This is a genomic window from Nocardioides zhouii (genome assembly GCF_004137345.1).
GTDB classification, from domain to species: domain Bacteria; phylum Actinomycetota; class Actinomycetes; order Propionibacteriales; family Nocardioidaceae; genus Nocardioides; species Nocardioides zhouii.
Genome location: NZ_SDWV01000013.1, coordinates 99,023 through 121,425 on the forward strand (window position 1 = coordinate 99,023; position 22,403 = coordinate 121,425).

The window sequence follows — 22,403 nt, forward strand, 5'->3', positions numbered from 1 at the left end:
AGGGCAGGTCCTACGACTCCTCGGTCTTCTCCTCCGACGCGTCGATCTCGGCCGGTCCGGGTTCCCAGACCACCGACACCTTCTCGAAACCCTTGTGCCGCTGCATCCGGGCGTACGACGCGTACGCCCGACGGTCGGCGTCGGTGAGCTGGACGTTGTCGGTGAACGGCGTGAGCAGGGCGCGCGGCCAGAGCCGCCGGGACAGGACGACGTTGACCTCCATCGCCAGCACGGCCATCACGGCGCCGATCCAGAGGAAGCCGATCAGGCCGAGGACGAGCCCGAACGTCTTGGTCATCGAGGTGGTGTCGACCAGCACCCGGTCGACGTACGCGGCTCCGGCGTACTGCAGTCCCTGCCACATCAGCGCGAGGGTGAAACCGCCCGGCGCGGCGCGGCGGAACGAGTGCTGACCGGTCGCGGCGTAGCGGAAGAGGAGCGTGAGGAACGTGCCGACGACCGCGATGGTCAGCACCGGGAGCAGCACCTTGATGCCCGGGCCGAGCACCTCGGTGAACGCGTCCGTCGTGCTCGCGACGGTGGACACGATCGACACGGCGAGCAGCGAGAAGCCCGCAGTGACCAGCAGCACGAGCGTCTTGACCCGGGCGTAGACCGGGTTGGGCCGGCTGTTGCGCGGCACCGACCAGGCGACGTGCTGGGTGTTCTGGAGGGCCTGGCCGAGCCCCATCGCGCCGTAGAGCGCGGCGACACCACCGACCGCGACGCCGGCGAACGAGCCCTGGAGGCCCTCGGGGCGGCCGAGCTCGTCGCCGATGATCGGGAACTGGGCCAGCGCGGAGTCGAGGATCGCCTGCTGCCAGTTCGGCTCGCCGCGCAGGATGATCCCGAGGATCGAGGTGCCGAGCAGCATCAGCGGGAAGATCGCGATGAAGGCGTAGTAGGTCAGCGCCGAGGCGAGGTAGGGGCCCTGGTCGTCGAAGTACTTGTAGACCACGGCCAGCGGGAAGCCGATGACGGGATGGCGGCGCTGGAACTCGTCGACTGAACTGACGGCTCCCACGAGGGGGAGGTTACCGGTCGCTCCCCCATGCGGCCGTCACCACCAGCCGAGCACGTCCCCGCCGAGCCGGACCACGAAGCCGGAGACCACCACGAGGAAGAACGCGCGGACGAACCTCGCGCCCTTCGCCATCGCGACCCGCGCACCGAGGTAGCCACCGACGATGTTCGCCGCGGCCATCGGCAGCGCCAGCTCCCAGATGACCGCGCCCTGGGGGACGAAGACGATCAGTGCCGCGAGGTTGGTCGCCCAGTTGGCCAGCTTGGCCTTGGCGGAGGCCTCGAGGAAGTTGTAGCCGAGCAGCCCGACGAGCGCGAAGACGAGGAACGAACCGGTGCCGGGTCCGATCGACCCGTCGTAGAAGCCGATCGTGAGCCCGGTCATCAGCACGGCGGTGAGGTGCTGGCCGCCCTGGAAGCGCAGGCTGGTCAGCTCACCGACACTCGGCCTGAACCAGACGTAGCAACCGACGAGCACGAGGACGACCAGGATGATCGGGTCGAAGGCGCTGCGCGGCAGCAGCGAGGCCACGAGCGCGCCACCCGTCGACCCGACGAAGGCGGCGAGCATCAGCGGCAGGAACGTCCGCGGGTCCGGGCGGATGCGCCGGACGTACGTCGTCGCGCTGATCGACGTGCCGCAGAACGACGCCAGCTTGTTGGTGGCCGCGATCTGCACCACCGAAGCGCCCGGCAGGCCGACGAGCAGGGCGGGGAGCTGGACGAGCCCGCCACCACCGACGACGGCGTCGACGAACCCTGCGACCAGCGCCGCGAGGACGAGGAAGAGGGTGACCTCGAGGGTCAGGTCTCCCATGCCGCCGACTGCCTGTCAGCTCGAGCTGGTGTCTCGGGTGAACTCCTGCACGACGACGGCGTCGTAGTCCTCGGGCATCTCGGCACTCAGCCCGGGGCAGACCAGCGACTGCGACTGGTCCTTGGCCATCTTGCCGGCCGTGCAGTTGACGGTGGCGAGGGCATCGCCGTCGGCCGAGAAGACCATCTGGAAGATCGCGGCGCGTTCCTCGTCGTCGGTGTTCGTGATCGTGCCCTTGACCTCCGGCGTGGTCACTTCCTCGGCACCGGCGGGGCGCTTGATCGCGTTGAGCTCCCACCCGTCGTCGACGACGAAGCCGTTCCAGCTGAAGCCCTTGCCGACCTCCACCTCGACCGGGTCGGTGCCGGTGTTGACGTCATCGCCACCGCCGCACGCAGCGAGGGACGCGACGCAGGCGAGCACGAGCGCGGCACCGCGCAGGCGGGCGCTCACTGCAGCGCCACGAAGGTGAGCAGGTCCTGGCGGGTCAGGACGCCGATGGGCTTCCCGTCCTCCTGCACCAGCACGGCGTCGGCCTTCTCCAGCAGCGACACGGCGTCGCTGGCGGCCTCGGTGGAACCGATGGTCGGCAGCGCGGCGGACATGTGGTCCTCGACGCGGTCGGTCATCTTGGCCTTGCCGGTGAACAGCGCGTCGAGGAGCGTGCGCTCCGAGACCGAGCCCGCGACCTCCGCGGCCACGATCGGCGGCTCGGCGCGGACGACGGGCATCTGGCTGACGCTGTACTCCTGCAGGATGTGCACGGCCTCGGCGATGGTCTCGCCAGGGTGGGTGTGGACCAGGTCGGGCAGCTTGCCGGACTTGCCGCGCAGCACCTCGCCAACCGTACGGTGGTCGGCCTCGGCGCCGGTCGCGAAACCGTACTGGCCGAGCCAGTCGTCGTTGAAGACCTTGGTGAGGTAGCCGCGGCCGGAGTCGGGCAGCAGCACCACGATGACGGCGTCCGTACGCCCCTCGGCGGCAAGCTCGTGGGCGAGCTGGCGGGCCGCGAAGGCCGCCATCCCGGCCGAGCCGCCGACGAGCATGGCCTCCTCGCGGGCCAGGCGACGGGTGAAGGAGAAGGAGTCGGCGTCGGAGACCTCGATGACCCGGTCGGCGACGGTCTTGTCGTACGTCTCGGGCCAGAAGTCCTCACCCACGCCCTCGACGAGGTAGGGGCGACCGGTGCCACCGGAGTAGACCGAGCCGGCCGGGTCGGCACCGATCACCTGGACCTCAGTCCCAGCAAGGGCGGCCTGCTCCTTGAGGAAGCGCCCGACGCCACTGATCGTGCCGCCGGTGCCCATGCCGGTGACGAAGTGGGTGATCTTCCCGTCGGTCTGCTCCCAGATCTCCGGACCGGTGGTCTCGTAGTGGGAGCGCGGGTTGTGCGGGTTGGAGTACTGGTCGGGCTTCCAGGCGCCGGGCTGCTGCGAGAGCCGGTCGCTGACGTTGTAGTAGGAGTCCGGGTGCTCCGGCGCGACGGCGGTCGGGCAGACCACGACCTCGGCGCCGTACGCCTTGAGCACGTTGCGCTTGTCCTCGCTGACCTTGTCGGGGCACACGAAGACGCACTTGTAGCCCTTCTGCTGGGCCACCATCGCCAGTCCGACACCGGTGTTGCCGGAGGTCGGCTCGACGATCGTGCCGCCCGGCTGCAGGGCGCCCGAGGCCTCCGCGGCCTCGATCATCCGGCTGGCGATGCGGTCCTTCACGGACCCGCCGGGGTTGAGGTACTCCACCTTGGCGAGGACCAGCGGGCCGTCCTCGAGGTCCAGGGTCCGGCCGAGCCGGACGAGCGGAGTGTTGCCGATGAGGTCGAGGAGCGAGTTCACGTACTGCACCCGGTCAATGTATCGACCTACCGCTCCATAACAGGCAATGGCGTTGTCCCTCGCCCCTCCCGGAACCGGCTCGATCGAGTGCGTAGGCTCCGGACTGTGGGGGCGACAGGAGCAGCACGCAAGCTGGCATCGGCCGCCGCCCTGGGCGGCGGCGGACTCTCCGTGCTCGGCGCGGGGCTCTACGGCGTCCTGGTGGCCGAGGCGAAGATCGCGCGCAAGGTGATCGGCAACGCCACGGGCACGGCGCCGGACTCGACCGGGTGGTACGGCCGCGGCCGGCCGGGCCCGGCGATCCGGATCGCGCTGCTGGGCGACTCCAGCGCCGCCGGCTACGGCGTGGACCGCGTCGAGGACACGACCGGCGCCCACCTGGCCAGCGGCGTCGCCGCGCAGGCCGACCGACGCGTGCACCTGCGCTCCTTCGCGAAGGTCGGCGCGATGTCCAGCGCGCTCGCCGACCAGGCCGAGGCCGCCATCGGCACCCACCCCGACCTCGCCGTCGTCCTCGTCGGCGCCAACGACGTCACCCACACGGTGCTGCCGTCGGCGTCCGTACGCCACCTCGCCGAGGGCGTACGTCGACTGCGCGAGGCGGACATCGCGGTCGTCGTCGGCACGTGTCCCGACCTCGGCACCATCCGGCCGATCCCGCCGCCGCTGAAGCAGGTGGCGCGCGAGTGGTCGCGCCGGCTCGCTGCCGCCCAGACCATCACGGTCGTGGAGAACGGCGGACGCTCGGTCTCCCTCGGCGACATCCTCGGACCGGAGTTCGAGGCGGCCCCGGCGCTGCTCTTCGGCCCGGACCGGTTCCACCCGTCGTCCGACGGCTACCGCCAGCTGGCGTCGGTCCTCATCCCGTCCTGCCTGGCTGCCCTCGACCTGCTCCCCGACGACGAGTCGCTCCCGGAGCCGCGGCGTCGCGAGGGGATCCTGCCCGTGGCCGCCGCGGCGGTCCGCGCGGCGCGTACGCCCGGCACCGAGGTCGACGGCACGGAGGTCGGCGGCAACCAGCGCGGCCTCCGCGGCCGCTGGGTCGAGCTCCGGCACCGCCGCCGTCGCCCCGCCACCGACGCGGAGTCCCCCGGCGAGCACGAGGACCACGACCCCGCAGCCGCTTCGTCGAGCGGTGACTGACTCACGTTTTCTCCGCTCGGAACGTGGCTCCACCACCGCTCTCCGGAGGCAACACGTGTCGTACGTCGTGAGCGGTGGTCCAGCTACGTTTCCACAGCTCGAAATGTGGGTGGACCACCGCTCGGCAGCACGGCCTGAAATGACGCCGGCCCGCCCGGGTGAGACTCGGACGGGCCAGCGGAGTTGAGCGGGTTGATCAGTCGCCGCGGATGATCGCGAGGATCCGCAGCAGGTTGGTGTAGATCCACACGAGGCTGACGGTCAGGCCGAAGGCCGCGCGCCACGACTCGCGCTCCGGGAGACCGGCGGCGACGCCGTTCTCGACGAAGTCGAAGTCGAGGATGAGCATGAAGACACCGAGGACCAGGCCGGCGAGGGCGAACAGGAAGCCGATCGGGCCGTTGCCGTAGAGGGGCGACTGGACGCCGAAGAGGCTGAGCACCAGGGACAGCAGGCCGAGGCCCACCATGCCGAACATGCCGGCCACGACGCCGCGGCGGAACTTGTCGCCGACCTTGATGTTGAGGAACTTGTAGGCCGCAAGCGTTCCGGCGAACGCGCCGAAGGTGCCGAGCACGGCGCTCATCACGATGCCGGGGTACTGCGCCTCGAAGAAGGCGCTGATCGCACCGAGGGCCACACCCTCGGCGAGCGCGAACGCCATCACCAGGGCCGGGCTGATCACCTTCTTGAAGGAGTTGACCAGCGACAGCAAGAAGGCGCCACCGGCGCCGAGCATCGCGAGCAGGCCGATCCGGCCGAGGTCGGCGGTCTCGTCGACGTCACCGATCCACCACCAGGTCGCGAACGCGGCAGCGAAGACCAGCGCGATCGAGATGGCGGTCTTCTGCACCACCGAGTCGACCGTCATCCGGCCCTGGTCGGCCTGGCCGGGGGTGCCGGGCGCGCCGGTGCCCCACTGGGACGGGTCGGTGCTCGTGTCGCCGTAGCCGGGGTAGGACTGACCCCCGCCGGCGTAGGTCTGGTTCGACGAGGCGCGGTTGAACTCCTCGGAACGGTTGAACACGGGGTTGTTGCTTCTCATGGTCTCTCCTTGGAGGCCGCCCTCGCAGCAGCGGGGGCTTTCGACGTCGTCGCGGTGACGGCGCCTGTCACGTCACACCACTCTAGCCGGGGTGACACTTGTTCAAACGCGCACGGCGGGTCGGCTGTTCCCGTCACAGCAACTTCTCAGGTTGCTCATCGGACTTCCTCGCAGCCCACCATGTCCTCGCCGCGGCACCGGTCGTCGCCGCGACCGCCCACGACGCGGTCGCGTCCTGGACCGCCGAGCAGCACGTCGTCGGCGTACGACCCGATGAGGACGTCGTCGCCGTCCCTGCCCCTCGCGGTGTACGCCGCCCCGCCGACAACGCGGTCGTCCCCCGGCGTGCCGAGGTAGGTCCAGCGGCCGGGGCCGTCGGGCATGCGCACCCGCTCGACGTCGAGGACGCGGGCGCGGATCGGGGACCGCTGCGCGAGGCGTACGAGGAAGCGCTGGCGGGCGTGGTCCATCACCCCGCGTGCCCGGGCCCCGCTGTCGAGCACGTCGAGGAACACCTCGTCTCGACCCCGGCCGCCCGTCAGGCTCTGCCGGCCGGAGCCGAGGTAGACCTCCAGCTCGTCACGGCCGGCGCCGCCGTCCAGCGTGCCCGGGCCGCCCTCCTTGCGGAGGTGGTCGGCGCCGTCGCCGCCCAGCAGCACGTCGGTGCCACCGGTCGAGTCGAGGAAGTCGTCGCCGGCACCTCCGTCGAAGTGGTCGTCGAGGCTCTCGCCGGGCGCGGCGTCGTACTCGTAGGCGTCCCAGGCGTTCATCAGGAGATCGTCGCCCCCGCGGCCCTCGATCCGGTCGCCGGCACCGTTGCCGACGAGCTGGTCGGGTCCCTCGGTGCCGAGCAGGTGGTCGGGGTGGCCGGAGCCGAGCAGCTCGACGACCGCTCCGTACGCCGGCTCGGGCTGGGCGACGACGACGATGTCGTTGCCCTCGCCGGTCGCGACGCCGCTGACGAGGTCGACCACGACGCCGCTTGCCGAGGCGGAGTAGTCGACCGTGTCGGGGCTGTTCCAGCCGTCGTCGCGCAGCACGGTGTTGACGCCCACGTCGACGAGGTCGTCGCCGGGCCCCGGGACGAGGGTGTCGCCGCGCGACTCCGGCTCGCTCTCGAAGAGCGGCACCAGTCCGTTGGTGCCGCCGTACAGCCGGTCGTTGCCGTCTCCCCCGACGAGGGCGTCGGCGCCCGCGTCGCCGCAGACGAGGTCGTTTCCGGCGCCCGCGTCGATCGTGTCCTGGCCGTCGAGCGCAGCGATCACGTCGTCGCCCGCGGTGCCGACGAGCTCGTCGCCGCCCGCGGTGCCGACGATGGTGGCCGGCACCCCGGCGCACGTCGCCGCCGCGGAGTGGGCGGGCGCACTGAGGAACGTGACGCCGAGCGCCAGCGCGCCGACGATGGTGTCGAGCGTGGTCCGAGATGACATGGGAACCCCCTTGCCGGTCGAGGGTATGCGAGGTCCCGCCGTGGCAATCTGGGGCGATGAGCACCGACCTGCCCCGCCCCGTGCGGGTCTTCACTCCGGCCGACCTCGAGTCGGCCGACCCGACGCTCGGCATGCAGCGCGCGCGGGCCTTCGAGCTGCCGCTCCTGTGGGCCGGCCAGGTCGAGACCGAGCCGGGAGCGGTGTCCGGCTGGCACCACCACGAACGCAACGAGTCGAGCCTGTACGTCGTGCGCGGCGTGCTGCGGCTCGAGTTCGAGGGCCACGAGGGCTACCTCGACGCCGGGCCGGGCGACTTCGTGCACGTCCCGGCGTGGACCGTGCACCGTGAGTCGAACCCGACCGGCGAGCCGTCCTTGGCAGTCATCGCGCGGGTGGGTGGCGGCGTCCCCACCGTCAACGTGGACGGCCCGCGCGGTTAACCCGTTGCGGGTGGATCCCCGCCCTGCCTACCGTGCAGGGAGCCGGAGAGGCCGGCCAGCACCACGTCCCAGGAGAGAAGGCACCGAGATGCGAGCAACGCACGCTCCCGTCCGCATCCACCTCCTCGAAGGGACCCCGCGTGCCGTCACGCTCTCTCAACCTGGGCATCCTCGCCCACGTCGACGCCGGTAAGACCACCCTCACCGAACGCCTCCTGCATCTCGCCGGGGTGATCGACGAGCCCGGCTCGGTCGACGCCGGCACCACCCGCACCGACAGCCTCGCGCTCGAGCGCCGGCGCGGCATCACGATCAAGGCCGCGGTCGTCGGCTTCCCGCTCGGCGACCTCGACGTCAACGTCGTCGACACCCCGGGCCACCCCGACTTCATCGCCGAGGTCGAGCGGGTCCTCGGCGTGCTGGACGGTGCCGTGCTGGTCCTGTCCGCCGTCGAGGGGGTGCAGCCGCAGTCCCGGATCCTCATGCGGGCGCTGCAGCGCCTCGGCGTGCCGACCCTCATCTTCGTCAACAAGATCGACCGCGCGGGTGCGGACGTCGACGCCGTGCTCGACGCGGTCCGCCGCCGACTGACGCCCGACCTGCTGCCGATGGGGACGGCTGCCGGGCTCGGCTCGCGGACCGCGACGTACACGGCCCACTCCCCCGGCGACCACGCCTTCCACGAGCGCGAGACGGTCGCGCTCGCCGAGCACGACGACGCGCTGCTGGCGTCGTACGTCGACGGGCGGGGCCGCACCCCCGAGCAGCTGATGGCCCTGGTGGCCGCGCAGACCCGCGCGGGCACGCTGCACCCGGTGTTCGCCGGGTCGGCCGCGACCGGGGCCGGCGTCCCCGACCTGATGGACGCCATCGCCACACTGCTGCCCGACGCAGACCCGGCAACGGATCCCGACACGGGAGATGTTGCCTCGGGCCGGGTGTTCAAGGTCGACCGGGGCGAGTCCGGTGACAAGGTCGCGTACGTCCGGATGTTCTCCGGGGAGGTCCGCGCGCGGCAGCGCCTCGAGCTGCCCGACGGCCGGACCGGGAAGGTGACGGGCGTCCAGGTGCTCCGCGACGGGCGGTGGGAACGTACGGCGGCCGCGGGCACGGGCCAGGTCGCGCGACTGCTCGGCCTGGGCGCCGTACGGGTCGGCGACGGCTTCGGCACGTCGAGCCGGGCCGAGGACCACCACTTCCCGCCGCCGACGCTGGAGTCGTCGGTGCGGGCGTGCGACCCGGCGCAGGAGCCAGCGCTCCGCACGGCGCTGGGCCAGCTCGCCGACCAGGACCCCCTCATCGCGGCGCGCACCGACGAGGACGGCCACGCGACCGTCTCCCTCTACGGCCGCGTCCAGCAGGAGGTCATCGCCTCGACCCTGGCCGACGAGCACGGCATCGAGGTCGAGTTCTCCGAGGCGAGCGTGCTGCACGTCGAGCGGCTGCGTCGCGTCGGCACTGCTGTGGAGCGGTTCAACACACCGACCAACCCCTACTGGGCGACGATCGGGCTCCGGCTGTCGCCAGCAGCGCAGGGCACGGGGGTGGTGTTCGACCTCGACGTCCCGCTCCGCGACCTGCCGCTGTTCCTCTTCAAGTCCGTGGAGCACTTCACGTCCGTCATGGCCGAGCACGTCGCCCGCACGCTGGCCCGCGGCCCCGCCGGCTGGGAGGTGACCGACTGCCGGGTGACGCTCACCGAGGTCGGCTACGCCTCGTACGACGGCCCACCGTCGAAGCGCGGTCCGCTGCCCACGGCCCTGGACTTCCGCAAGCTGACCCCCCTCGTCGTACGCCAGGCGCTGGCGCGGGCCACGACGCAGGTGTGCGAGCCGGTGCTGCGGGTGGCCCTCGAGGTGCCCACCCAGGACGGTCCGCAGCTGCTCCGCCTGCTCGGTCGGTGGGGTACGGAGGTCACCGGCCAGACCGCGACCGCCGACCTCACCCGGCTCGACGCCCGCCTCGTGGCGGCCCGGCTGCACGACCTCCAGCACCAGCTGCCGGACCTCACCGGCGGCGAGGGCGTGCTCGAGGCGACGTTCGACGGCTACCAACCGGTGCGCGGGCAGGCCCCGACGCGACGCGTCTGAGCAGCATGGCTCGACGTCAGGACTACACTGGCAGCACCCGCTTGGCTCACTCCTTTCGAGTCCACGGCTGGTCTGCAGCGTCTCGTGCTGAGCGCCTCTCTGTGTGCCTCGCTTCCAGTGCCCTGAGAGAGCCACGATGCTCGCACCCACGGAGTACGCCCTGTCCATCGCCGAGGCGGCCCGCACCCTCTACCGACCCCGCAGCCTCGACGACACCCTGCAGACGATCGTCGAGGTCGCCTGCAACTCCGTGCCGGGGTTCGACCACGTGGGCATCTCGACGTTGGAGAAGAAGGGGGACGTCGAGACGCGCGCCTTCACGGGCGACCTCGTGCTGCCACTCGACAAGCTGCAGTACAGCCTGGGCGAGGGCCCCTGCTCGGCGACCCTGCAGGGCGACGAGGCCGTCTCCGTGTCAAGCCTGCGCCACGAGCAGCGGTGGCCGCGCTTCGTGCCGCAGGCGCTGGCGCTGGGAGTGCGGTCCCAGCTGGCGGTCAAGCTCCACCTCGACGGCGACACCCTGGGCGGGATCAACTTCTACTCCACGTTCTCGGACGAGGTCAGCGAGGACGCCCGGGCGCTCGCTCCGCTCTTCGCCACCCACGCGGCCATCGCCCTCGGGCACGCCCAGGAACGCGAGGAGCTGACGGCGGGCCTGCAGAGCCGACGCGTCATCGGCCAGGCCATCGGTCTGTTGATGGAGCGCTACCAGATGAGCGACGACCGCTCCTTCGCGTTCCTCGTACGGGCCTCCTCGCACCGCAACATCAAGCTCCGCGCGGTCGCGGAGGAGCTCGTGGCCGACGCCAACCTGCGCTAGCCCGACGCGTGGTGTAGGGGTGCCCCGGCTGGGGTTCGAACCCAGACTGTGCGGTTTTTAAGACCGCTTCCTCTACCGGTTGGGATACCGGGGCCTCGTGCTGGATCAGTCTGTCAGCGCGCGGGCGCGCTCGAAGACCGCGTCGGTCATCTCCCGGGTCAACCGGCCGGTGTACGTGTTGTGCGGCGACGGGTGGTAGCAACCGAGCAGCGTGACGTCGTCGAGCCGTACCTCGGCACCGTGGCCGAACTTCGGCCGCTTCGCGGGCGCCGGCGCGCCCGCCGCCGCCAACGAGCGGACCGCGCCATCCCAGCCGAAGGCGCCGAGGGCGACGACCGCGCGCACCGTCGGGAGGCGCACCAGCTCGGCCGCGATCCACGGCGCGCAGGTGTCGCGCTCCACCGAGGTCGGCTTGTTGTCGGGCGGCGCACACCGGACGGTGGCGACCATCCGGGCGTCGATCAGGCGCTGCCCGTCACCCGAGTGCTCGCTGGTCGCCTGGGCCGCCCAACCGGTGCGGTGCAGGCTGGCGAAAAGCCAGTCGGCACTCGGGTCGCCGGTGAAGATCCGCCCGGTGCGGTTGCCGCCGTTGGCGGCGGGCGCCAGTCCCACCACGAGCAGCGACGGCTCGGGAGCGCCCCACCCGGGGATCGGCCGGCCCCAGTAGGGCTGGTCCGCGAACGACGCGCGCTTCTCGATCGCGACGTCCTCGCGCCAGGTCACCAGCCGCGGGCACGCCGAGCAGACGCTCACCCGGGCGTCGAGCTCGGCAAGGGTGTCGGCCTGCGCGAGACGGCGTACGTCGTCCGCGTCGCGAGCCACTGGGGTGTCCCGCGCGGCCGGGTCGTCGGGCCAGCCGGTGCCGGGGCCGACAGGGCTGGAGAAGTCGCCGCCGACGACGGGGTGCGGCAGCCCCCTCACGCTGGCCACGTCAGATCGCGGCGGCGATGCCGTGGAGGATGTCGGCCTCGGAGACGATGTGGTCGGGCACCGGCACACGCGCCAGGATGCGCGTCCAGATGAGCGCTCCGGCGCCGATGACGTCGGCGCGGCCCGGGTGCATGTAGGGCAGCCCGCGCCGCTCGTCGACCGTCATCGCGACGAGTTCGCCCACGAAGGCGGCGGTGTCCGCGTTGGCCAGCACGGCGCGGTCGAAGGCCTCACGGTCGTACGCACCCAGGTCCAGGACCCCGCAGGCGAGCGTCTTGATCGTGCCCGAGGTGCCGATCACGCTCCGCGCCCGGTCGAGCGGGATGCCGCAGGCGTCGAGGTGCTGGTCGATGTCCGCCACGCAGGCGGCGATCTCGGCCGCCGTCGGCGGGTCGCTGCGGAGGTGGCGCTCGTGCAGGCGCACCGACCCGATGTCCATCGAGACGGCCTGCCGGTCGTCGCCCTCGCCCAGCACCAGCTCGGTCGAGCCGCCGCCGATGTCGACCACGAGGACGGGCTCCGGCGGCACCGGGCTCTGGGCGGCGATGGCCCCGGCGAAGACCAGCGCGGCCTCCTCGTCGCCGGACAGCACCTCCGGCTCGACGCCGAGTCGTCGGCGTACGCCCTCGGCGAAGACCGCGGCGTTGTCGGCGTCGCGGGTGGCCGAGGTCGCGCAGAACCGGACCCGCTCGGGAGGCACGTCGTGGGCGCGGATGGTCGCCGCGAGCTCGTCGAGCGCGCCGAACGTGCGCTCCAGCGCCTCGTCGGCCAACGTCCCGGTCTGGTCGACCCCCTGGCCGAGCCGGACCACCTGCGACGCCCTCAGCGCGACGTCGAGCGTGCTGTCGGGTCGGCGCCTGCCGATGAGCAGCTTGATCGAGTTGGTCCCGCAGTCGATCGCGGCCACGAGGTGCTGGTCTCCGGGCATGGGCTCATTGTGCCGACCGGGCGATTCCTCGCGCTGAGCGGTGCCGACCTCCCCCCTTCCTCGCGCTGAGAGGCGCCGACCGGGCGATTCCTCGCGGTGGGTGAACGTCTCCAGCGCGAGGAAGGGGGGAGGTCACTGGCCTCCAGCGCGAGGAACTGCCCGGTCAGGGGTCGACGGTGACGCAGGGACCGGAGGACCACCAGTCGCCGAGGGCGTCGAGGACCTCGTCGCCGAGCGGGTTCACGCCGCGGCCCATCGCCAGCGACTGGCCCGCGAGGACGTGGAGGCACTTGACCCGGTCGGGCATGCCGCCGGCGGAGATGCCGTCGATCTCGGGTACGTCGAGCCCGGCTCGCGCGCCGACCTCGGCACGGGCCTCGAGGTAGCGCTCGTGCGCGGCGCGGTAGGCGGCGGCGAGCTCCTCGTCGGTGCCGAGGCGCTCCTCCATCTCCTTCATCACGTGCGAGCCCTCGAGCGTGCCGATGCGCGACGCCGCGCGCGGGCAGGTGAGGTAGAAGGTCGTCGGGAAGGGCGAGCCGTCGGGCAGCCGCGGCTCCGTCGTGACGACGTCGGGGTTGCCGCACGGGCACCGGTGGCCGACCGAGTCGATGCCCCGCGGCTTGCGCTCGAGCTGGGCCCGGATCACGGCGACGTCAGCAGGATCGATGGGGCTCACTGCGTCCCACCGCTGACGGAGCCGTCGACCAGGTCGGCCGGCTCGTCTCCGGGCGGGGGCGGGTTGCCGGCCAGCTCCATCGACTCCCAGGCCGCGGTCCACCACGCCTTGGGCACGGTCTTGATCACGTCGGACGGGTCGTTGAGCGAGGCCTGCGCCTCGAGCGGCTTGCCGTCGACACCGATGACCTCGAAGCCGGCCTCGCCGGGCATCAGGTAGCCGAAGCGGGCGCGCGCCTGCGCCTTGACGTACGCCGGGTCGTCCCACCGCTGCTTCTCACGCTCGAGGTCGACGATGTTGGCCTCGCGCTCGACGATCTGCGACTTGAGGTCGCCGATGTGCTCGCGCTGCTGGAGGTAGGCACGCAGGGACGAGGCGTACGAGACGGTCAGCACGGCGAGCACCAGCACGAGGACTGCAGCGCGACCCGTGAAGCGGGGCCGGCGTGCGGCAGGTCGCGCCGCGACCGTGCGCACTGCTCCGGTGGTCGGCTCGGGACCGCGGGCGACCGGCGTACGGGCTCCTGCCGCGCGCGGACGCGCACCGCGGGCACCCGGGTGTGTCGAGCTGCTCTGCCTCGGTCCACGAGAGCCGTTGCCGCCGCGGGGAGTACGGCGCTGGGAAGGCATGCCGGCAAGTCTGCCTCGTCCATCCGCCGAATCCCGGTAGCCGGCAGCGCGCGGCACCAATTGGGCTGCCTCGTTCAGCCGCCGAATCGCGGGAAGGCACCCCGACCGGCATAGCGAGCCGCGTCACCGAGCTCGTCCTCGATGCGGAGCAGCTGGTTGTACTTCGCCACGCGGTCGGAGCGGGCCGGCGCGCCGGTCTTGATCTGGCCGCAGTTGGTGGCGACGGCGAGGTCGGCGATGGTCGTGTCCTCGGTCTCGCCGGAGCGGTGGCTCATCATGTTGCGGAAGCCGGCACGGTGGGCGAGCTCGACCGCGTCGAGGGTCTCGGTGAGCGAGCCGATCTGGTTGACCTTCACCAGCATCGCGTTGGCCTGGCCGCCGTCGATGCCGCGCTGGAGGCGCTCGACGTTGGTGACGAAGAGGTCGTCGCCGACGATCTGGATCTTGTCGCCGAGGCTGTCGGTCATCGCCTTCCAGCCGGCCCAGTCCTCCTCGTCGAGCGGGTCCTCGATCGAGACGATCGGGTAGGACGCGACGAGGTCGGCGTAGTAGTCGACCATCTGGTCGGTCGTCTGCTTCTTGCCCTCGAAGGTGTACTTCTTCTTGTCGTGGAACTCGCTGGCCGCGACGTCCATCGCGAGCGCGATGTCCTTGCCCAGCGCGAAGCCGGCCGACTTCACGGCCTCGGCGATCAGGTCGAGCGCGGCGCGGTTGCTGTCGAGGTTGGGGGCGAAGCCGCCCTCGTCGCCGAGGCCGGTCGAGAGGCCCTTCTTCTTCAGGACCGACTTGAGCGCGTGGTAGACCTCCGCACCCTGCTGGAGCGCCTCGCTGAAGGTCCCGGCGCCGATCGGCGCGATCATGAACTCCTGCACGTCGACGTTGGAGTCGGCGTGCGAGCCGCCGTTGACGATGTTCATCATCGGCACGGGGAGCAGGTGGGCGTTGGGACCGCCGACGTAGCGGAACAGCGGCAGCCCGGACGACTCGGCCGCGGCCTTGGCCGTGGCGAGCGACACGCCGAGGATCGCGTTGGCGCCGAGCTTGGCCTTGTTGTGGGTGCCGTCGAGGTCGAGCATCGCCTGGTCGACGAGGCGCTGGTCGTCGGCGTCGAGGCCGATGACCGCACCCGAGATCTTGTCGACGACACCGGCCACGGCCTTCTGGACGCCCTTGCCCAGGTAGCGCTTGCCGCCGTCGCGCAGCTCCACCGCCTCGAAGGCGCCGGTGGAGGCGCCGCTGGGCACGGCCGCGCGGCCGAACGCGCCGTCCTCGAGGAGGACCTCGACCTCGACGGTGGGGTTGCCGCGCGAATCGAGGATCTCGCGGGCGCCGACTGCAGCGATGATCGACATAAGGGGTGCTCCTGAGGGGGACGACGTGGGACGTCGGCCAGCCTAGCCACGTGAGAGCCCGGCGTCGCCGGGGTGTCCGCGGGCGACCGTACGGTGGCCCCGATGACCACCGCCGCCGACCACTTCCGTGCGTACGTCGACCGCGCGACGGCCACCGGTGACGACCCCGCGGCCGACCCGGACGCGGCGCGACTGCGGGTCGCGATGGCCGGTGAGTCACCGGCGCGGTTCCGCGACCGGCTCCTCCTCGAGCGCGCGGCGTGGCTGGCGAGGGAGACCGACCTCCGGCTCCAGGACATCGCCGTCGACTGCGGCTTCCGGGGCTACGGCGTCTTCGTCCGCGCGTTCCGTCGTGAGCTCGGCGCCTCGCCGTCCGAGTGGCGGGCCGACCCGACGACGTGGGAGATCGACGCGCCGGGCGACGTGCACGTCCATCCGCCCGACGGGATCTGGCTGCCGGCCCGGAGCTCGTACGACGAGAGGGCCTCGGTCACCGCGGCCTACGTCGGCGCGTTCTTGCCGGACCCGGAGGTGGTGCCGCTCAGCGAGGCGTGACTCGGACGAGCGCGGTAGTCCGCATCAAGGTTCTCGTCGCCCTGCCCGGAGCACCAGAAGTCTGATGCGGACTATGCCGTCCGGTGGGCCTTCTCGGCGGCCTTGGCCGCGTTCCAGAGGGTCAGCACCTCGGCCGCGTCGTGCGCGACCGCGTCGCCGAAGACGTGGGGGTTGCGGCGCTCCATCTTCGCGATGACGCCGCGGGCGACGTCGTCGAGGGTGAAGTGGCCGGCCTCCTCGGCGATGACCGCGTGGATCACCACCTGGAGCAGCAGGTCGCCGAGCTCGTCGCACAGCGCGGCCGGGTCGCCCGACTCGATCGCCTCCACGACCTCCTCGGCCTCCTCCCGGACGAACGGGATCAGCGAGGTGTGCGTCTGCTCGCGCTTCCAGGCGCACTCACGACGCAGGAGGCGCATCTGGTCGGCGAAGGCCTCCAGTGGCGAGTCGTCGACCGGCACCGGAGCCCGCTCAGCCGCAGCGGTGCGTCGACGGGAGCGTGTCGGCGAAACCGGGATCCGGCGTCTCGGAGAGGCCGAGCTTGGCGGTGTCGCCGACCGCCACAGAGGTGTTGGTGTCGACGGGCTTCAGCACGCCGTCGACGCTGGCCAGGCCGTAGCGCGGGTCGACGTCGATCCCGTTGGCGTCGGGCCACTGGTTGAAGACGTCGAGGCCGGCCTGGGTGACCTGCTCGGTCGTCGGGTCGGTCACGCCCTGGTCGTCGAGGACGACCTTGCCGATCTGGTCGACCACGTCCTGCGCGTAGGACGGCGCGGACGTCAGCCGGATGTAGTCGGCGCGGACGTCCTCGGGGAGCGTCCTGGCGGTGCCCTGCCGCTGCGCGACGTCGTTCTGGTACGTCGAGCCGGCCGTGACGCCGTAGTCGTCGGCGAGCTGCTCGGCCTGCGAGCGCAGCGTGAGGAGCTGGACGACGTACTGGCGCACGAAGCTCATCGGCACCGTCGACTCGAACTGCTCGCCGACCGCCGTGCAGTAGTGGGACGTCGTCGCGTCGATGTCGCGGACGGTGAGGACCTCGTCGCCGACCTGGACCGCCACGCCCGGCGCGGCGCTGCCGCACCCGGTGAGCAGGAGACCAGCGGCGCCGATCGTCGCGGCCGTCATCAGGCGGGTCATGCTCACGAGTCGCTCCTGCTGGTCGGGGTTGTCGGTGCCGCTGGTGGAGGTGTCGGCGGGGCGATGATCTCGTCGATCACGCCGCGGGCCCATTCAAGCAGGGCCACGCCGGCCACCGGACGGACGGGGAACCCCGTCCCCTGCGGTCGCGGCACGAGGATCGTACGCACCGGGGGCTTGACCACGCTGCGCGGATGCAGCCGCTCGAGGCGTACGACGCGGGACTCGGGGAGGTCGACGGGCGCGAACCGGATGTACTTGCCCGACACGGTGACCTCACTGACGCCGACCTGGCGGCACCGCGCGCGGAACATCGCCACGAACAGCAGCGACCGCACCACCTCCGGCGGCTCGCCGTAGCGGTCGACCAGCTCGGCGCGGACCTCCTCGACGTCGGCGTCGGTGCGCACCTCCGCGAGGCGCTTGTAGATCTCGAGGCGCAGGCGCTCGCTAGGGATGTAGTCGTGCGGCAGGTGCGCGTCGACGGGCAGCTCGATGCGGACCTCCGCGGCCACCTCGTCCTCGCCGCCGCCCTTGAACTCGGCCACGGCCTCGCCCACGAGCCGGACGTAGAGGTCGAAGCCGACGTCGGCGATGTGGCCGGACTGCTCGCCGCCGAGCAGGTTGCCGGCCCCGCGGATCTCGAGGTCCTTCATCGCGATCGCCATGCCGCCGCCGAGGTCGGAGTGCTGCGCCAGAGTGGCGAGGCGCTCGTGGGCGGTCTCGGTGAGCGGCTTCTCGGCCGGGTAGAGGAAGTAGGCGTACGCCCGCTCCCGCGAGCGACCGACGCGACCGCGCAGCTGGTGGAGCTGCGAGAGGCCGAGAGTGTCGGAGCGCTCGATGATCATCGTGTTGGCGTTGGACACGTCGAGGCCGCTCTCGACGATCGTCGTGCACACCAGCACGTCGAAGCGCTTCTCCCAGAAGTCGAGCATGACCTGCTCGAGGGCGTGCTCGCCCATCTGCCCGTGGGCCGTGGCGACGCGCGCCTCGGGCACCAGCTCGCGGATCCGGGCCGCGGCCTTCTCGATCGACTGCACCCGGTTGTGGATGTAGAAGACCTGGCCCTCGCGCAGCAGCTCGCGGCGTACGGCTGCGACGACCTGGCGGTCCTCGTAGGCACCGACGTAGGTCAGGACCGGGTGCCGCTCCTCGGGAGGCGTGGTGATCGTCGACATCTCGCGGATGCCGGTGACCGCCATCTCGAGCGTGCGCGGGATCGGCGTCGCACTCATCGACAGCACGTCGACGGACGTACGCATCCGCTTCATCTGCTCCTTGTGCTCGACGCCGAAGCGCTGCTCCTCGTCGACGACGATCAGGCCGAGGTCCTTGACCTTGATGTCCGGGTTGAGCAGGCGGTGCGTGCCGACCACGATGTCGACCGAACCTTCGGCCAGGCCGGCGATGACCTCCTTGGCCTCCTTGTCGGTCTGGAACCGCGAGAGTCCCTTGATGACGACAGGGAAGCCCGACATCCGCTCCGAGAACGTCGACAGGTGCTGAGTGACGAGCAGCGTCGTCGGCACCAGCACCGCGACCTGCTTGCCGTCCTGCACGGCCTTGAACGCCGCCCGTACGGCGATCTCGGTCTTGCCGTAACCGACGTCGCCGCACACGAGCCGGTCCATCGGCACGACCTGGCGCATGTCGGCCTTGACCTCGTCGACGGTCGTCAGCTGGTCGACGGTCTCGTTGAACGGGAAGGCGTCCTCGAGCTCGCGCTGCCACGGGGTGTCGGGGCCGTAGGCGTGCCCCTTGGTCGCCTGCCGGGCGGCGTAGAGCTTGATCAGCTCGGCCGCGATCTCGCGGACCGCGCGACGCGCCTTGTTCTTGCGCTTGGTCCAGTCGCCACCGCCGAGCCGGTCGAGGCTGGGGTTCTCGCCGCCGACGTAGCGGGTGACCTGGTCGAGGGTGTCGGCCGGGACGTAGAGCATGTCGTTGGGGCCGCCGCGCTTGCTGGCGCCGTACGTCAGGACGAGGTACTCGCGGACGGCTCCGCCGATCTCGCGCTGCTTCATCTCCACGAACCGGCCCACGCCGTGCTGCTCGTGGACGACGTAGTCGCCGGCCTTGAGCTCGAGCGGGTCAATCTGCTTCTTGCGGCGCGCGGGCATCCGGCGCATGTCGCGGGTGGAGGTCTTCTGGCCCGACAGGTCGTCGCCGGTGACGACGGCGACCTTGGCCTGCTCGTCGACGAGGCCGTGCACGACGTGGCCGCACGTCACGGTCACGACGCCGGGGCCGGCGGTGCCGCCCTCCTCGACGAGTCGCGCCGCGATGTCGTGCTCACCGAGCAGCTCGACGAAGCGCTGGGCGGGCCCGTGGCCGACGTGCACCACGACGACGTCGAGGCCCTCGTCGACCCAGCCGCCGATGTCGGCGATGGCCTGCTCGAGGTCGCCGCGGTAGGCCTCGGCGCCGTGGGTGGGCAGCGTGACGGAGGCGTCGTCGACCTCGTCGAGGCCGAAGGGCGACACCGACCACCACGCGTGCCCGAGGCCCAGGGCGTGGAGGCGCACGTCGGCGATCTCGCGGTAGGACGCTGCGCCGAGGTCGATGGGCGCGATCCCACCGCCGGCGGCTGCCGCCCACGAGGCCCCGAGGAACTCCTCGCTCGTCGCGACGAGGTCGTGCGCGCGGCTGCGCGCCCGCTCGGGGTCGAGGAGCAGCACGGTCGTGTCGGCGGGCATCAGGTCGACAAGGAGCTCCATCGTGTCGACGAGCACCGGGGCCAGCGACTCCATGCCCTCGACCGCGATGCCGGCGGCCATCTTGTCGGTGAGCTCGAGCAGCTGCGGGTGCGCCTGGCCGAGCGCGGCGGCGCGGCGACGTACGTCCTCGGTCAGCAGCAGCTCCCGGCACGGCGGCGCCCACAGGCGCTGCACCGTCTCGAGCGTGCGCTGGTCGGCGACGGCGAAGGCGCGGATCTCCTCGATGTCGTCGCCCCAGAACTCCACGCGCAGCGGGTGTTCCTCGGTGGGCGGGAAGACGTCGACGATGCCGCCCCGCACCGCGAACTCGCCGCGCCGCTCGACCATGTCGACGCGGGTGTACGCCGCCTCCGCCAGGCCGCGTACGACGTCCTCGAGCGGCAGCGAGTCGCCCGGCGCCAGCTCGACCGGCGGGATGTCGGCGAGGCCCGGCACCTGCGGCTGGAGCAGGCTGCGGATCGGCGCGACGACGACCTTGAGGGGACCGTTGGCGGCATCGGTGCCGGGGTGCTTGAGCCGGCGCAGCACGGCGAGCCGCCGCCCGACGGTGTCGCTGCGCGGGCTGAGCCGCTCGTGCGGCAGCGTCTCCCAGCTCGGGTAGTAGGCGACGGTGTCGGGGTCGACGAGGTCGGTCAGCTCCTCGACCAGGTCCTCGGCCTCGCGGGAGGTCGCGGTGACCGCCAGCACCGTACGGCCGCGCTCGACCAGGCCGTGCACGACGAACGGCCGGACCGCTCCGGGGCCGGTCAGGTCGAGGGCGGGCCGCACCGCCGCGTCGGCCAGCGCACCGGCGAGCGTCGGCGCGGCGACGAGGCGCCCGGCGACGGCGAGGAGAGGCGTGGACGACACCGTGGATCCCTTCTCGGAGCACGCAGAAAGACCCCCGTCGTGAAGAGGCCGGGGGGAGTTTGGAAGTCTACGGGGGTGGTGGTTTGTCCCAGGCGTCACGGGGTAGCACCACTACGAACGGCCGGCGCCCGAGCGCGGGCCTGCCCAGACTTCATCTCGAGAGGAACAACGGGGAACATGCGCATCACTCGACTCGTGGCCGGTTCGGTCACCGCAGGACTCATCGGCCTCACGCCGATCGCCATCGCCGCACCCACCCAGGCCGCGGTCACCTACACCACCTCCGCGGTCGCCGCGCCCAGCGAGACGAGGGTCGTGTACGGCGACGCGCTCACTGTCGACGTCGACATCGACTCGTCGCAGGGCTTCGCACCCCCCGGAGGCACGACCACGCTCCTCGCGCAGGAGGTCGGCTCCACGACGTTCGTCCCGGTCGCCACGTCGGACGGCGCGTACGCCTACTTCACGGACGTCAAGCCCGCGGCTGGCACCACGTACAAGGCCTCGTACAGCGGCTTCACCGCGTCCAACGGTGACATCTACCAGCCGACCGAGTCGGCCACGTTCACCGTCGAGGTGGCCCGCAAGATCACGTACCCGTCGTCGGGCTTCGTGATCAAGGGCAAGGTCACGCCCGACTACGCCAAGAAGAAGATCGTCATCAAGGTCTCGAGGAAGCAGAACAAGGGCTACAAGTCCTTCAAGACGATCAAGACCACCTCGGCCGGCAAGTACAAGATCACGCTGCCCCGTCGTGGTGGCACCTGGTACTGGAGCTTCGTCATCAAGGGCGACGACAAGTACCTCGCCAACGGCTTCGTCTGGAAGACGTTCGTCGGCTGACCCCGACGCCTCGCGCACCGGCCCGGCAGATCACCTCTGCCGGGCCGGCGTCGTTTCCGACAGCGCTGTCGCGTGTGACAGTGGAGGCATGACCCGTACGCCGTTACTCGCCGCACTCGCGACCGCGGGCGTCCTGGTGACCGGCGCCTGCGGCGGCGGCCCGTCCCCCGCACCCGCCGACGACGACCTGCGGCCTGCCGACGCGGCGGTCGCGGAGCAGGTGCCCGGCGACGACCCGTTGGCGCCCGCGCTGGCGGGCACTCCCGCGCGTCCGGCGACGCCGGCGCAAGCCGCGGACATGGTGGCCGCGGCGCAGGACGTCATCCGCTCGGACGCCCCGGACGCCCCGGACGCCCCGGACGCCGACCTACTCGCCGCCGCCGGGCACACCGCGCAGCTCGCCGTCCGCGAGATCGCCGTACGCCACACGTGGCTGACCCGCGTGCTCGACCGGCTCGGACCGGACGACCGCGCCTGGGTGCGTACGACGGTCGCCGCGCGCCGCGAGTTCCGCTCGATGCACCCGACCTCGAGCGCCGACCTCGCCGACGAGCTGCCCGCGTGGCGCATCGTGGCACCGGCGTCCGCGCGCACGTTGCTGCGGAGCTATCGCGAGGCCGAGCGCCGCTTCGGCGTGGACTGGGAGTACCTCGCCGCGATCAACCTGGTCGAGACCGCCTTCGGGCGGATCCGCGGCACGTCGGTGGCGGGCGCCCAGGGGCCGATGCAGTTCATCCCGACCACGTGGGACATCTACGGCGCCGGCGGCGACATCAACGACGCGCACGACGCGATCCTGGCCGCGGGACGCCTGCTCCGGGCCAACGGCTTCGCGCGCGACAAGGGTGCGGCGCTGTGGCGCTACAACAACTCGTGGGCCTACGTCCGCGGCGTCACGCTGCACGCGCGGGCGATGCAGCGCGACCCGCGGCAGCTCGACGGCTTCCTCGCCTGGCAGGTCTACTACCTGACCGAGGTCGGGAGCGTCTGGCTGCCCGAGGGCTACGTCCACCGGCAGCCGGTGCCCGTCCGGGCGTACGTCGCCGCCCACCCGGAGCGGCTGCCCTAGATGTGATGACCAGTCACGTTGGTCGAGATCGTGTGACGACACGGTCTGACCTGTAGGTGGGTGAAGGCCTCCTGGTGT

Annotated in this window: 21 protein-coding genes and 1 tRNA gene; 7 read left to right on the plus strand and 15 right to left on the minus strand. The window is 71.7% G+C overall.

Translation table 11 applies throughout. The features are described 5' to 3' along the window. Positions 1-10: 10 nt before the first annotated feature. The 4 genes from EUA94_RS13810 to EUA94_RS13825 are packed head-to-tail and all read right to left on the minus strand — an operon-like array spanning position 11 to position 3,684. Positions 11-1,024 carry a YihY/virulence factor BrkB family protein gene (locus EUA94_RS13810; RefSeq protein ID WP_129427462.1) on the minus strand — a complete coding sequence of 338 codons (1,014 nt, stop codon included), beginning with the start codon at positions 1,022-1,024 and terminating at the stop codon, positions 11-13. A gap of 36 nt (positions 1,025-1,060) precedes the next feature. Then, complete coding sequence (locus tag EUA94_RS13815; RefSeq protein ID WP_129427463.1) at positions 1,061-1,840, minus strand: TSUP family transporter; 780 nt, start codon at positions 1,838-1,840, stop codon at positions 1,061-1,063. 15 nt (positions 1,841-1,855) lie between these two features. Further along, the gene (locus tag EUA94_RS13820) at positions 1,856-2,293 is read right to left on the minus strand and encodes a hypothetical protein (RefSeq protein WP_129427464.1); all 438 of its coding nucleotides are present in this window, start codon (positions 2,291-2,293) and stop codon (positions 1,856-1,858) included. Continuing rightward, positions 2,290-3,684 (minus strand): cystathionine beta-synthase, encoded by a 1,395-nt coding sequence (locus EUA94_RS13825; protein WP_129427465.1) that lies wholly within the window; start codon positions 3,682-3,684, stop codon positions 2,290-2,292. The genes EUA94_RS13820 and EUA94_RS13825 overlap by 4 nt, the downstream gene beginning before the upstream one ends. 96 nt (positions 3,685-3,780) lie before the next feature. Between EUA94_RS13825 and EUA94_RS13830 the strand changes: the two genes are divergently transcribed. Then, complete coding sequence (locus tag EUA94_RS13830; protein WP_129427466.1) at positions 3,781-4,818, plus strand: SGNH/GDSL hydrolase family protein; 1,038 nt, start codon at positions 3,781-3,783, stop codon at positions 4,816-4,818. A gap of 196 nt (positions 4,819-5,014) precedes the next feature. Here EUA94_RS13830 and EUA94_RS13835 read toward each other — a convergent pair whose 3' ends face one another. Both EUA94_RS13835 and EUA94_RS13840 read right to left on the minus strand, forming a co-directional pair. Beyond that, a complete protein-coding gene (locus EUA94_RS13835) occupies positions 5,015-5,863 on the minus strand; it encodes a Bax inhibitor-1/YccA family protein (protein WP_129427467.1) in 849 nt (282 codons plus the stop codon). A 155-nt stretch (positions 5,864-6,018) separates the two neighbouring features. Then, positions 6,019-7,293 carry a calcium-binding protein gene (locus tag EUA94_RS13840; protein WP_129427468.1) on the minus strand — a complete coding sequence of 425 codons (1,275 nt, stop codon included), beginning with the start codon at positions 7,291-7,293 and terminating at the stop codon, positions 6,019-6,021. 56 nt (positions 7,294-7,349) lie between these two features. On the opposite strand from EUA94_RS13840, the gene EUA94_RS13845 reads away from it, so the two are divergent. From EUA94_RS13845 to EUA94_RS13855, 3 genes are all read left to right on the plus strand, one after another. Then, positions 7,350-7,733, plus strand: a complete 384-nt coding sequence (locus tag EUA94_RS13845; RefSeq protein ID WP_129427469.1) for a cupin domain-containing protein — start codon at positions 7,350-7,352, stop codon at positions 7,731-7,733. 140 nt (positions 7,734-7,873) lie between these two features. Beyond that, the gene (locus tag EUA94_RS13850; protein ID WP_129427470.1) at positions 7,874-9,823 is read left to right on the plus strand and encodes an elongation factor G; all 1,950 of its coding nucleotides are present in this window, start codon (positions 7,874-7,876) and stop codon (positions 9,821-9,823) included. Positions 9,824-9,959: 136 nt separating this feature from the next. Continuing rightward, positions 9,960-10,643: a GAF and ANTAR domain-containing protein gene (locus EUA94_RS13855; RefSeq protein ID WP_129427471.1), complete on the plus strand. Its 684-nt coding sequence runs from the start codon at positions 9,960-9,962 to the stop codon at positions 10,641-10,643. Between the two features lie 20 nt (positions 10,644-10,663). Here the strand turns inward: EUA94_RS13855 and EUA94_RS13860 are convergent. The 6 genes from EUA94_RS13860 to eno all read right to left on the minus strand — a co-directional run bounded on the left by EUA94_RS13860 (position 10,664) and on the right by eno (position 15,158). Further along, a tRNA-Leu gene (locus tag EUA94_RS13860) sits at positions 10,664-10,737 on the minus strand. An 11-nt stretch (positions 10,738-10,748) separates the two neighbouring features. Next, positions 10,749-11,564, minus strand: a complete 816-nt coding sequence (locus EUA94_RS13865) for a uracil-DNA glycosylase (protein ID WP_129427472.1) — start codon at positions 11,562-11,564, stop codon at positions 10,749-10,751. Between the two features lie 10 nt (positions 11,565-11,574). Then, positions 11,575-12,501, minus strand: a complete 927-nt coding sequence (locus tag EUA94_RS13870; RefSeq protein ID WP_129427473.1) for a Ppx/GppA phosphatase family protein — start codon at positions 12,499-12,501, stop codon at positions 11,575-11,577. A gap of 163 nt (positions 12,502-12,664) precedes the next feature. Continuing rightward, positions 12,665-13,177, minus strand: coding sequence for a DUF501 domain-containing protein (locus EUA94_RS13875; protein WP_129427474.1), 513 nt, complete (start codon positions 13,175-13,177; stop codon positions 12,665-12,667). Next, a complete protein-coding gene (locus EUA94_RS13880) occupies positions 13,174-13,806 on the minus strand; it encodes an FtsB family cell division protein (protein ID WP_129427475.1) in 633 nt (210 codons plus the stop codon). Before EUA94_RS13880 ends, EUA94_RS13875 begins: the two co-directional genes overlap by 4 nt. A gap of 74 nt (positions 13,807-13,880) precedes the next feature. After that, entirely contained in the window at positions 13,881-15,158 is a 1,278-nt protein-coding gene (eno, locus tag EUA94_RS13885; protein WP_129427476.1) for a phosphopyruvate hydratase, read from the minus strand. A gap of 102 nt (positions 15,159-15,260) precedes the next feature. Here eno and EUA94_RS13890 point away from each other — a divergent pair, with 102 nt between their 5' ends. Further along, the gene (locus EUA94_RS13890) at positions 15,261-15,713 is read left to right on the plus strand and encodes a helix-turn-helix domain-containing protein (RefSeq protein ID WP_129427477.1); all 453 of its coding nucleotides are present in this window, start codon (positions 15,261-15,263) and stop codon (positions 15,711-15,713) included. Positions 15,714-15,784: 71 nt separating this feature from the next. Here the strand turns inward: EUA94_RS13890 and EUA94_RS13895 are convergent, their stop codons facing one another. From EUA94_RS13895 to mfd, 3 genes are read right to left on the minus strand one after another with little or no spacing between them, the layout of a single operon-like run. Continuing rightward, positions 15,785-16,174 carry a MazG nucleotide pyrophosphohydrolase domain-containing protein gene (locus EUA94_RS13895; protein ID WP_242494868.1) on the minus strand — a complete coding sequence of 130 codons (390 nt, stop codon included), beginning with the start codon at positions 16,172-16,174 and terminating at the stop codon, positions 15,785-15,787. 10 nt (positions 16,175-16,184) lie between these two features. Further along, positions 16,185-16,856: a hypothetical protein gene (locus EUA94_RS13900; protein WP_129427478.1), complete on the minus strand. Its 672-nt coding sequence runs from the start codon at positions 16,854-16,856 to the stop codon at positions 16,185-16,187. Continuing rightward, positions 16,853-20,413 (minus strand): transcription-repair coupling factor, encoded by a 3,561-nt coding sequence (mfd, locus tag EUA94_RS13905; RefSeq protein ID WP_207210552.1) that lies wholly within the window; start codon positions 20,411-20,413, stop codon positions 16,853-16,855. Before mfd ends, EUA94_RS13900 begins: the two co-directional genes overlap by 4 nt. A 177-nt stretch (positions 20,414-20,590) precedes the next feature. Here mfd and EUA94_RS13910 point away from each other — a divergent pair, with 177 nt between their 5' ends. Together EUA94_RS13910 and EUA94_RS13915 are read left to right on the plus strand one after the other, a co-directional pair. Beyond that, positions 20,591-21,256, plus strand: coding sequence for a hypothetical protein (locus tag EUA94_RS13910; RefSeq protein WP_129427479.1), 666 nt, complete (start codon positions 20,591-20,593; stop codon positions 21,254-21,256). An 88-nt stretch (positions 21,257-21,344) separates the two neighbouring features. Continuing rightward, positions 21,345-22,325 (plus strand): lytic transglycosylase domain-containing protein, encoded by a 981-nt coding sequence (locus tag EUA94_RS13915; RefSeq protein ID WP_129427480.1) that lies wholly within the window; start codon positions 21,345-21,347, stop codon positions 22,323-22,325. Positions 22,326-22,403: the final 78 nt, after the last annotated feature.